Origin of the sequence: Algivirga pacifica, from assembly GCF_039543525.1 — a bacterium.
GTDB classification, from domain to species: Bacteria; Bacteroidota; Bacteroidia; order Cytophagales; family Flammeovirgaceae; genus Algivirga; species Algivirga pacifica.
The window spans coordinates 1-12,957 of the sequence record NZ_BAABJX010000011.1 but is presented as its reverse complement, the minus strand read 5'-3'; the positions used below and the strand labels follow the sequence as shown (position 1 = coordinate 12,957).

Annotated in this window: 3 protein-coding genes; 2 read left to right on the top strand and 1 reads right to left on the bottom strand. The window is 42.9% G+C overall.

All coding sequences use genetic code 11. The features are described from left to right. Positions 1-263 precede the first annotated feature (263 nt). Positions 264-1,673 carry a DEAD/DEAH box helicase gene (locus ABD985_RS02850; protein ID WP_345369035.1) on the bottom strand — a complete coding sequence of 470 codons (1,410 nt, stop codon included), beginning with the start codon at positions 1,671-1,673 and terminating at the stop codon, positions 264-266. 283 nt (positions 1,674-1,956) lie between these two features. Between ABD985_RS02850 and ABD985_RS02845 the strand changes: the two genes are divergently transcribed. Together ABD985_RS02845 and ABD985_RS02840 are read left to right on the top strand one after the other, a co-directional pair. Then, positions 1,957-3,708, top strand: a complete 1,752-nt coding sequence (locus ABD985_RS02845; protein ID WP_345369033.1) for a M2 family metallopeptidase — start codon at positions 1,957-1,959, stop codon at positions 3,706-3,708. Between the two features lie 366 nt (positions 3,709-4,074). Beyond that, a complete protein-coding gene (locus tag ABD985_RS02840) occupies positions 4,075-12,876 on the top strand; it encodes a FlgD immunoglobulin-like domain containing protein (protein ID WP_345369032.1) in 8,802 nt (2,933 codons plus the stop codon). The last annotated feature ends 81 nt before the right edge of the window (positions 12,877-12,957 follow it).

The following is a 12,957-nucleotide window of genomic DNA, read 5'->3' as shown; positions in this document are numbered from 1 at the left end:
GAAGAATTGCCGTTAAAATTTTTAATTGTCAAAGCGTTAAGAAAATTCCATTGTTTGAGCGTAGCGAGTTTGGAATTTTTAGCTTTTGCGATTAAAAATTAGGCAAATTCTTCAAAGCCTTGATTTTTTTGCTTCGTTTTTTCATCAAGGAAAAAATGAAGAAGCTCATAAAGGGCTTGTGAGATAGCTATAAAGTGATGAATTCTCAGAAAGCTAAGCCATTTGTTAATATGGGATGACTCATCTTTACACTAAAAATTGCCTTAACGTTTTTTTCTTCTGGAAGGCCCTCCGCTTTTACGCTTGCTTGAGGAGCTTTTACTTTTTTTGCTACCTCCGATAAAGACACTGCTTTTTCCGGCAGCCCTTGCTTTTTTGATCTGATTTTCTCGCTTATGCTGTTGCTTCAGCTTTTTATCTTTCTTCTCATGGAAGGCTCCCTTGAAGTTCGGGTCTTCTTTCTTGCGTTGACGGTCAACCTCTTTGGCTATATCTTGCCTTTCCTCAAAGTCTGCCTTTTCAATTTCTACTGTGGCAGGGATGTCTTTGATAGGTAGTGTGATACGGATAAGTTCCTCAATTTTTTTCATATGGTACTTCTCCGCTGGATTGATGAAGGTGATGGCATGCCCTGTGTTATTAGCCCTTCCTGTTCTACCTACACGGTGAACATATTCTTCATACAATACCGGTACATCAAAATTGATCACGTGGCTGACCATACTGACGTCAATACCTCTAGCGGCAACGTCAGTGGCTACCAGGAAGCGAATCTCTCCCGACTTGAAGTCATTGATGGCATTGGTACGGGAATTTTGTCCCTTATTGGCGTGGATAGTTCGCACACTTCCATTATGCATCCTTTCCAGGTACTTGCCGATATTATTGGCATCCTGCTTTTTGCGGACGAAGATAATCACCCTGCTAAAGGTTTCCTGATCTTCCATCAGGTGCATCAGTAGGTTGATTTTGGTTTTGAAGTTAGGAACATAGTAAGCTTCCTGTTCTACCATTTCAGCCGTGGTAGCTTGGGGAGTTACTTCTATACGTTGTGGAAACTCTAGAAATTCTTCCGACAAGCGAACGACAATATCAGGCATGGTCGCTGAGAACAAAAGGTTTTGTCTTTTTACTGGAATAATCTCCAGCATCTGACGGATCTGTGGCATGAATCCCATATCCATCATACGATCGGCCTCGTCCAGTACCATAAACTTGATATCCTTAAGTACCAGTGCTTGTTTGGCATAAAGCTCCATGATTCTACCTGGAGTTCCTACCAGGATATCAATTCCTTCCTTTACGGTTTCAATTTGTGTTTTTGGTCCCAAACCTCCATAGACAGCAGTATGGCGTATGTCCATATAGGGAGTCAGCATTTTAATATGCTCATTTACCTGCATCGCCAGCTCACGGGTAGGGGTAAGAATTAATGCACGGGGATTGTGGCCTTGTGCATACTTCACTTTCATAAGAATAGGAAGTAGATAAGCGGCTGTTTTACCTGTACCTGTTTGGGCGATACCCATAATGTCATGCCCTGCCATGGTCAGGGGAATCGTTTTTTCCTGAATAGGTGTAGGAGTCGTGAACCCCTGTTCCGTAATAGCATTCAGGAGCTGCTTATTCAGTTTAAAATCCTCAAATGAGGGGGTTGATGTATGATCAGACATAAGAATTTTTCTATATTTTGCTGGCCTATCTTTACGATGATGTTGCTTACAGTAGACAACACACAAAAAGACATGGCGGTTTTTCAAATCCGAAGAATAGGGCACAAAGGTAGGAATATCCGGCACAAAATGATAAAATAAAAATGTAGTACTGCGGTAGAAGTGACCTTACGGAATCTATTCTTTTCCTTTTCTCCTTTTACTTTTCCCTTTCTACTACTATGAGATCCTTATCATTCGCTGTATATTTGATTTCTAGAAGAGAGGTAACAAACAATTTTTTATGATTAAAATAAGGCATTTTTGGGCAATAGGCTCATTATTAGTGATAGCAAGTTGTACGGAGGTAAAAGAGCAAGGAAGCAAGCAAGCCAATCAACAGGTGGCGAGTGATTTTCTTGAGGGGATCAATGATGTGGTAGAGATCCATGGAGAGAAGGCCTTGAGGGATAAACGGAGTCTAATGGATGCTCGTAAATCAGGGCGAGGGGAGCTAGCCCTACAACGTTGGGCCAAGTCTTCAGCAGACTTGGATCATGTATTTGCGTCTGATTCCTTGAAAAAACGAGCGATGACACTAATGAAAGCATCAACTGACCTGAATGCTGCGGAGAAAAGAGAGTTATCAAGGTTACTCTATCGTATGGGGATGGGAGGAAAGCGCTCTATTTTGGAAGATCTCTATCAAAAACAGGCAACGATGGCTTTATTTGCGGAGAACTCCGATTACTTTTTATATGGTCGTCGTTATGCTGAAAAACAGGTAGACTCTCTTTTAGTGCATAACAAGGGAAATAAGTTTCGTTTTGATACCTGGAAAGCATATCATCGGGGGAATACTTCTCTGGATGATCAGTTTACGCAATATGTACTTAATTATAATCAGGTAGTACAAGAGAATGCCTATGACGATGCTTTTGACTATGAAGCGAAGGGCATAGGGATGGAGCCTCTGGAGGTAAAAGAGTTATCGGAGGAAATTATTCAAGAATTGGACCCTTTATTCAGGTTGCTACATGGTTATATACTTGAAAAACTATCGGCGCAATATCCATATATTACCGTTGGAGAAGAAATACCTGCACATTGGTTGCCTACGACTGTTTATGGAGGATGGGCCGAGTTATTGGAACAGGAATATTATTTGGATAAAAAACCAGCTTCTGTAGCAATAGTGCAAGTAGGAAAAGAACTGCTCGCTTCATGGAAGATAGCGACCTACCTTAATGCTAATAGTGTTCCAAGAATGCTACAGTCGTCCAAGTACCCATCGGTACTATTGAGTGGTTTTGGAGAGCGATATGGTACGGATTATCAGTTGCAGCGAAAGGACATTGGCTATTATAGGGAGACCCTTAACAAGGTAGGGCAGTACGTAGCTTCCAGAATACAGGAGAATGACGATATGCCTGTATTGCTGAAAGGAGAGGAGTCAGAGTTATGGGCTAAGGCAATGGGGAAGTTTTTAGCCATTAAAGGGGAAGAGCCAATGATTACTCAGCAGTTTATGGAAGAAACGATGCCGGATTCCATTCAAGTGCAATTGTCTCAGGCATTGGAATACCTTACTTTTATCCCTTATGGGTTAGGGGTGACGACCAACCTGGAAGTGTTTGCTTATCGGGAAGGCTTAAGTGGAAAGCGACTGGAGGAGCAATACCGTGACTTATTGTCCCAATATATGGGGGTGCAAGTAGCGGGATTGACTACAGAAATGATGTATCCGTCTAATAGATGGCTGTACGAAGAACCACTTGCTGCATTTAAAGAAGGAATCAGTACCTTAATTGCTTTTCAGGTGTATCAGCATATGAGAGGGAAAGAAGAGCCTGTCGTAGGGGTAGAGTTGTTGAGAATGATGTATTCAGCAGGGACACTGCATTGGAAAGACCACTTACGTTTACATTTGGAAGAAGAAATTAGTGCCAAAGCAATGGTGGACTATTTTGCTCCTCTGAAACAGTACTTGGAGGCAAGGAAGATAACACAACAGATAGAGGGGGAGCAGGAGGTACAAGAGAACGAAGAAATATAGTTCAATAACTATTGTTTATTGATGAAAACTTAGAGCTTGTTTAGGGTTCCAACTTTGGTAGTTTATACTTCAAAGGTTTGGGACTTGAACAAGCTCTTACTCATTAAGAGCTGAATGTTTTCCCGGTCTAAAAATCAGGGAAATATATTCGTTAGTCCTAACTTAATTAGGTATTCAGTGCAATGTTTTCACAAAAAAAATATATTTGCATTATCCCCAAAGTAATAGGATCTATAGTTATCAGGATAAGAGCTTAGTTGAGAACCACGTCTTTTGGAATAGAAGCGTTATTCTCAAAATCAGTATTCCAAACAAGCTCTAAAGATCCCTATGAGCACTAATAACTAAAACAAACGACAGAATAAAATGATGAGAATACGACTAAGCGTGCTTCTGAGTACACTTTTATGGAGTATTGCTGCCTTTTCTATTCATGCGCAGACAATAAAGGAGAAGTCCACTTCATCAAAGGATACTCATATTTACAAGAGTAAGACGGTGATCAATACCGCAACCCAACAGATCAGTCAATTATCATCCCAAGGGGATATCACCCCGATGAAGGTAGCAAACGCTCCGGAACTGCTGATGACAGATGGGACAACTACGACCTGTGATGCGATCTTTAAGGATCCTAGTGGAGATAGCCTTTATGCCAATGAGGAGTCAAGGATTTTTACGATATATCCTTCTACGACTGGCAGTGATGTCTACGTGAAGTTTAACTTTTTAGACTTAGAGGAAGAGTTTGACTATTTGTATGTCTATGATGCCACGACTGAAGATGAAGGGGCATTAATTGGTGCTTATACGGGGTATTTCGAAACTGATGTATTGAGAATGCGTGCTACCAATGTAGATGGAGCATTGACCTTTAAGTTTGTGTCGGATGCATCTGTACCTCAAGAAGGTTGGGAAGCAATCGTTAGTTGTGTAAGTAAGGATTATAATTTTTCTCCGGACGTACTGGAGCCGATAACAGATATTACTTTGTTCAAAGGGTTTCATAAGGCTAAGTATACTTTTGGACAATATTTTAATGATATCGATAAGGATGTATTGACCTATAGCATTGCAACTGATGCTGGTGGAGCAGCCGAATTGATAGTGGATAACGATACGTTGAAAATCACAGAAGTGGGTCCAGGCACATTGACTGCATACCTTACCGCAATTGATGGTAATGGAGGGCAAGTAATGGATACGTTGACGATATCTGTGATTGATGTCAATGGAGACGTCTCTCACCCTATGCGACAAATGGGAAGGGGCTTTGCAGAAGGAACGAATGTTTATAGTCAAACAGGCTTGGCTGTAAGTATGTCGGGTAATGGTAAAAGAGTGGCTGTGGGTACCCAACATCAATCCAATGCAGGGGTGGATTACGCAGGTATGGTGAGCATCTATGAATGGGATGCTGGTGTTTGGACAAAGTTGGGAAATGATTTGTATGGTGAAACAGCTTCGGAGTGGTTTGGATCAGCAGTAGCGTTGTCGGCAGATGGACAGCGTCTTGCGGTAGCGGCACATGGGTATGACTCAGGAGCTGGAGAGAATGCCGGAAAGGTAACCGTATATGCATGGAATGGAAGTAACTGGCAAAGCTTAGGGACCTCTATCGAAGGAACTTTGGCTTATGGTGAAATAGGTTCTTCTTTGGCTTTGTCAGCCAATGGTAGTCGTATGGTAGTAGGATCTACAAGGTATAGTGCAGGTGAAACGGGGGAGGTTAATGTATACGATTGGACGGGTAGTAGTTGGGTACAGGTAGGAACTCCATTTACCGGATCGCATGCGGAGGATCAATTGGGAAATCAGGTGAGTATTGCTGCTGATGGAAATACGATCGCCATGAGTGCTGTTTGGGAAACCAATACATTAGATAGCCAAGGAAGAGTCAGTGTCTATACATGGAATGGAACCTCTTGGGTGAAAAAGGGTAGTGATTTTTATGGAGAGGCCGCTTATTATAATTTAGGAAGAGGATTAGCGCTTTCTGCCAATGGACAGCGTATAGCCATGTCAGAACCATGGTATGAAAATGCAGCTGGAGAAGTGGGAAGAGTCATGTCTTACGATTGGAACGGAAGTACATGGGGAAAGGTAGGAGCTGATCTAGTTGGTGAAACAAACTTGTCTTTATTCGGATTTAAATTGGCCCTTTCGGGAGACGGTAGCACATTGGTTGTCGGAGAACCCCACTATAGTAACCTTGAAGAACAAGTAGGAAGAGTACAGGTATATCAATACAATGGTACTGCATGGGAACAGGAAGGAGTTGCGATTCCCGGATCAACCCGAAAGGAACAGTTTGGTAGAGCAGTTGGTGTGTCGGGTAACGGCAGTCATATGATTGCAGGGGCCCCTTACTATCATGCGAATGCTTACGAAAGTGGAATAGCGAGAGTATTCCAGCTTAAAGCACCTCTGGATAATAAAGCGCCTGCAGTTTTAGCTCCTGTTCGCAAAAAGGTTATAGTTTCTGGTTATGGACCAACTTCATTATCCTTATCTGATATTTTTGTAGACCCAGAAAGTGATGCGCTTGCTTATACAGCTTTGTCTCAAGATACTGAAGTCGTTTCTGTAACCGTATCAGAAGAGCAGTTGTTATTGACAGAAGTGGAGATCGGCAAGACGGCGGTGGATGTATTTGTTGATGATGGGCAGGGCAATACAACTGCAATGACCTTTGAGGTAGTGGTAGCAGAGAAACAAGATTTATTATGGGAGCAGCTAGGAGCGGACATTGATGGTGAGAAAATTGGCGATCAATTTGGGTATGCCGTAAGTGTTTCTTCTGACGGAGAACGAATTGCTGTAGGCGGTAGATTAAATGATGGCAATGGAGATGCTGCAGGACATGTGCGAGTATATCAATGGAACGGTAATTCTTGGACCAGAATAGGAGGAGATATTGATGGAGAGGCTTCACAAGACCAGTTTGGGGCAGCTCTTAGTTTATCTGCGAATGGCAACCGACTGATCGTAGGAGCTTTTGGTAATGACGGTAATGGAGATGCTACAGGGCATGCAAGGGTATTTGAGTGGAATGGTAGTAATTGGATGCAGTTAGGGCTTGATATAGATGGAGCTGCTAGTGGAGATGAGTTTGGTTTAGCTGTAGATATTTCTTCGGATGGCCGAAGGGTAGCCATAGGAGCAGCCCAAAATGATTTCAATGGTATTGATAATGCCGGCCATGTTCGAATTTACGAATGGAACGAAGCAGATTGGGTTCAATTGGGAGGAGACTTAGGAGGTACATTGTCTGAAGAAAATTTTGGTACTGCCGTAGCGCTCTCAGCGAAAGGTAATCGCCTTGTCGTAGGAGCTATAGGAAATAACAATAATGGTTCTAATGCAGGAGCAGCTTATTTCTATGAGTGGGATGGTACCAGTTGGACTCAATTTGGAAATACATTATATGGAGCATCTTCAGGGGATTACTTTGGTAGTTCCGTTAGTTTTTCTGTTGATGGGATGATTACAGCTATTGGTGCTTTATACAAATATACAAGTGGCTTTAGTGCGGGGCAGGTAAATGTTTATGAGTGGAGTGGAGCGAACTGGACACAAAGAGGAAGTGCGTTGCAAGGAACCACGGGAGATAATTTTGGATGTTCAGTAAGCCTTTCAGGCAATGGGGATAGAATTGCTGTTGGAGCAAGAGGAAACGGAGGTAATACGCAAGATGAAGGCTATGCAAGTGTTTATGAATGGGATGGCATAGATTGGGTGCAGCTAGATAATGATATTTTAGGAGAAGCATCTGGAGATAATTTCGGTAAATCCTTGAGTTTGTCTATGGACGGTAGTCGTCTTGTAGTTGGTGCAATTGTCAATAGTAACTATAAGGGGCACGTACGAGCTTATGATCTGAATGAAATAGTAAATAATACGACTCCAGTTGTCATCAACCCTCTAACAGACCTCTATCAGTTGAAAGGGTTTGCCGCTCACTTGATTGATCTGTCAGCGGTATTTGAGGATGGAGATGGAGACGCCTTATCCTATACGGTGGAGGTGTTGGATGCGTCTGTCATATCGACCACTCTTTCAGGAACAGAATTGACCTTAATGGAAGTAGGAGAAGGGAGCACACAGGTGACGGTGACAGCAACTGATGGCAATGGAGGGGTTGCAAGTAGTAGTTTTACGATAAAGGTAGAAGGAGTGATTGATGCCCCATGGCAAACGATAGGTGGCGCTCCGGCATCTGTAAGTAACTCCAGATACCCTTCCCTACACTTTGCTGTCGATGGAACGCCTTATGCTGTACATCAGGGACCATTTGATACAGAGGTATTTACCTATCAGAATAATGCCTGGAGTCTATTGGGTAACACCAGCTTTAATAGTTGTTGCTCAGGAGGTGCTATAGGGGTTGATGCTGCCAATAATGTTTATATGGCGTATCAGGATGGCGACAATGCTGATTTTGGAACGGTCAAGAAGTTTAATGGAAGTACTTGGGAGATGGTGGGAACGGCTGCTTTTACTCCTTTTGCGGTTAGAGAAATCAAGCTAGCCTTGAGTTCTACAGGAGTCCCTTATGTATTCTATACAGATACAAGTGGGGGGCAACCTAATGTCGCTTACTTTAATGGAGCCTCATGGGTGAACTTGGGAACATTGCCAGCGATATCAGGGCAGTTGCTTTCGATCAATATCACATTTGATGCAAACGATGTACCATACCTTTACTTTAGACAGTCGTCCCGAATGACAGTCTATCGCTATATGAATAATGTTTGGTCTCCAGTAGGTACAGAACGGTTTAGTACCCATGATGCGCAGTTTGCTCATCTGAACTTTGATGCAGCAAATACACCATACCTGTCTTATGCGGATGTTCCGGTGTCTTCCTTTAATCAAGGAAGCTTTAAGCTAACCGTTTTGAAGTTTGATGGGGCAAGTTGGGTAGATCTTGTCAATGAGGCTTTTGTACATACAGACTTGTACTACACTTCTTTGGTGTTTGATGCAGAGGGAAGTATGTATGTAGGCTTTAGAAGCCTTTATAAAGGGAAAAGTGAACTTATCATTAGAAGGTTCAAAGACAACGTATGGGATCAGGTTTATAGACCAGCACCTGATGTAGATTATCCTAAGTTGGCAACGGATACCGCTGGAAATGTATATGTAGCCTTTGCGGACAGAACCAATGGTAGTCGATTGACTGCTCTTCAAAAGCCTTTCTCTTCGGTGCCTCCAACGGTGGTCAATGAAATTGAAGATGTGACTTTTGAGGTTGGTCAAGGTGCCTATACCATTGATATTAGTAATGTATTTGAAGATGCAGATGGGGATATACTTTCTTATTCAGTTGTTGTGGCGGATGAGTCTATAGTGACAGCCGCACTTTCTGGGACGAATCTGTTATTAACAGAAGTAGGGGAAGGAACAACAACTGTAACACTTACAGCAGATGATGGTAAGGGTGGTGCCGTAAGTGATGCGTTTATCGTAACGGTTAATGCGCCAGCGAACAACGCTCCAACCGTGATATTACCTTATGAGGACCGTACGTATATGGCTGGATTTACCTCAGCAGGTATATACCTGGATAGTGCTTTCTCGGATATGGATGGAGATGAGTTGACCTTTATTGCATCAAGTACAAATACTTCTGTAGTGACAACTACTGTGTCTGAAGATTGGTTAACACTAACTGAGGTAGGGGTAGGAACTGCAACCATTACAGTTACGGCTAATGATGGCAAAGGAGGTGTAGCGAGTGATGACTTCTTAGTGACGATTACAGGAGTAACCAATACGGCTCCGACGGTGGTCAATCCTATTGCCGATAAGAGTTTACAAGAAGGCTTTACAACCGATTTGACAGAACTTTCCAATGTATTCTCGGATACGGACGGGGATGCGCTGACATATTCTGCTAGTGTGTCGAATACCGCAGTAGTAACCTGGAGTATTTCTGGAAGTCAGTTATACCTTAATGAAGTTGGTGTGGGTACAGCGACCGTGACGGTCACAGCGAATGATAATAAAGGAGGTATTATAAGTGACCAGTTTATTATTACAGTGGCTGCTTCAAGCAATAACCTTCCATACGTACAGAATACCTTGGGAAATCAGGTACGTGTAACAGGGTTTGGAGCGGAAACCTATGACCTCTCCAATATCTTTGCAGATGAGGATGGTGATGTACTTACTTTTGGAGCAAATAGCAGCAACACCTCTGTAGCGACTACTGAGGTTACAGGAAATACGATGACCTTGACAGAGGTAGGGATTGGAGCAACAACGATTACCCTTACAGCAGATGATGGTAAGGGAGAACAAGTATCCTATGATTTCTTGCTAACGGTAACGCAATCCATGGCCACTGAATGGTATGGTTCACAGACAGGGGGCCAAATGGGTCGCAGTGTTTCTATATCAGCAGATGCTCGTATTGTGGCAGTATCTTCTCCTTCTTTTGCCCCGACTGGAAAAGTAGAGATCTTTGAATTTAATGGGGAGTCTTGGGATCCGAAGGGGGCTGCTATTTTTGGAAGTACCTCACAAGCTCAGTTTGGAATCAGCTTGGTTTTGTCCAAGGATGGGAATAGAGTATTGATCGGTAGTCATGATGAGGTGTTAACACAGAATATTTATCAAGTCTATGAGTATCAAGCTAGTGGTTGGGTACAAATAGGAACTGATATTGTTGGTACTTTTGATGAGGCATTTAAGCAGAATCTTTCAATTTCAGGGAATGGTGGAAGAATTGCAATTGGCGATAGACTTGATGATACTGCTTCTTTTCACGCTGGAAAAGTAAGGGTTTTCGACTATAATGATACTGTAGATGATTGGGTGTTGGTTGGTCAGCCTATTTATGGCCCATCGCAAAACTTTGAGATGGGAATGACAGTAGGGCTGTCTGATGATGGTACACGCTTGGCTGTTGGAGGAGTAGACGGAAGTAATAATTGGTCAGGTAGCGCACAGGTTTATGATTTTAATGGTTCCAATTGGTATCAGATAGGCGGATCAATTAATGGACTTGCTTTCAATGATTGGGCCGGTAAGATGGTGATTTCAGGAGATGGGCAGCGTATAGCAGTAGGTGCTGATGGTTTCGATATAAACGATACAAGCGATGATAATGCCGGGCAGGTTCGCGTGTTTGAGTATGATGCAGGAAACTGGAATATTGTGGGTGACCCGATCTCTGGTGAAACAGCGATGGAGTTTTCAGGTTCCTTATTGACACTGGATTATCATGGGGAGAATTTAGCAGTTTCAGGGCCAGGCTATAATGATTTTACGGGGGTCGTTAGGGCTTACCGTTACGATGGACTTGATTGGAAAAAAGCCGCTACGGACTTTAAGGGAATAGAAACGAATGATAGTTATGGTGCTTCTCTACAGTTGAATGGAAATGGAAGATTCTTGGTAATCGGTGCTCCAAATGTCGATGATGTAGGAAAGTGGCAAGTGATTGATTTGAAGGGAATGTTTGAAGGAGGTAACAGTGGAGAAGGATTGGGAGATATCGTTAATGTGTCCTACACGGATTCTCGTAATAATTCAGAAAATGAAATAGCCTCAGGATATTTTGTTTTAGAGCTACAGCGTCCAGACCTAGTGAAATCCGTTAAGTTGGGTATCATGAGGATGGGAGAGATTCTATCAGAAAACTATACTTCTTATACGATGGTTTTTGATGGTGGAGCTGAATATTCCACTCAGTACGAAATCAGTGATCCTTTCGGAGTATTCTATGATTTTGAGATAGAGCTGAATGATGGAACGATCTTGTATTACCCTGAAGGAAATTACAATTTCCGTTACCGTCAGTATGATGCCGGGTATTTTAATTTTGCGGAATATATAGGTTTGGGGACAGCGGAAAGTGATTACCGTATATTCTCTGTTCCTTTGAGATCAGAAGGGGGAATGCAGGTACAGGACTTATTGGCTGAACTTGGACCTAATGATAATACGAAATGGAGAATGTGGAACTGGTCAAATGGAAACTATCGTGAAATGAATACTTTGAGTAGTTTGAAGCCAGGAGAGTCTTATTGGATACTGAGTGCTGAAGGCCCATGGTTGGAGTCTCCAGTGATGACTACCGAGGTAAGGCCAGAGATTGGCATTAACCAACAAGGAAACTGGGAGCCATTTGAACTGCTGTTACAGCCAGGTTGGAATATGGTGAGTACACCTTTCAATATGCCATTGAACTGGAGTAATATTTTAACTCGAAACCTGGAAGAGGCAAGTGAAGAGGAGTACGAGACCCGTATGTTGGAACTGATGGATATTGGAGGAGAAATCACTACTTGGGATGGAAGTAGGGGGACAGATCAATACTTACAGCCTTTTGGAGGTGGGTTTATTGAAAACTCAGGACCGACTGCTGTTTCTGTAAACATTTATCCTATTCAGGGGTATTATGAATCGGTGAACCTAAGAACGGCATCAGAAGCAACCTGGAAAGTGACCATGGAAGCGAGGGGAAAACAGCAATGGCATACCACCGCATATTTGGGAATGCATGAGCGTGCTACAGACGGCTTTGAGGGATTGGATATGCACAATGTTCCTTTGCTGATGAAAGGATTGCCAACGGCTAACTTTAGCCGTTCTTCTTTCGAGAGTTCAAATGTCATGGGAGATATGATTTCTAATGCTGAAGAGGGAAAATGGTCTTTCAAGGTGAATGCAGGAAGTGAAGAGTCGTTACAGTTGCGTTGGGCTAAGCCACAACTTCCGGCAGGAAAACAGTTGTTCTTATTCGATCATATTTCCCAACAGCTGATTGATATGCAACAAGTACAAGCCTATCAAGGGACTTCCTCTACAGTACAGTTTACGGCCTTTTATGGCAGCAGCGAGCGTATTGCGAGCTTAATGGCAGCAGAAGGAATTACAATGGTTGCTGCTTATCCTAATCCATTCCGTGAGCAAACGACTTTAGAGTTGATGGTTCCGGAGTATGGGGCAGAAATGCAAGTAACTATTATGGACGTTACTGGTAAGTTGGTAAAGCAGCTTTATCAGGGACAAGCTGCCGAGGGACTGTTACGTCTGAACTGGGATGGTAGTACCTCTGCTGGTCGTAGGGCACAACGTGGTATGTATTTGTATCAGGTAAAGATGACAGACCAAAAAGGGACATATTGGAATAGTGGTAAGCTGGTTATTCAGTAAAGTGGTAAGAAACCGACAGTTGAGGCGGCTTGCGCCGCTGGTTGAGCGCTTCGCTGTTGAGTGGAGCTTCGCTCCGTTGAG

Excerpts from the sequence above, each read along its gene's own strand:
- ABD985_RS02845 (WP_345369033.1), top strand. The coding sequence starts at position 1,957 with ATGATTAAAATAAGGCATTTTTGGGCAATAGGCTCATTATTAGTGATA.
- ABD985_RS02850 (WP_345369035.1), bottom strand. The coding sequence starts at position 1,673 with ATGTCTGATCATACATCAACCCCCTCATTTGAGGATTTTAAACTGAAT.
- ABD985_RS02840 (WP_345369032.1), top strand. The coding sequence starts at position 4,075 with ATGATGAGAATACGACTAAGCGTGCTTCTGAGTACACTTTTATGGAGT.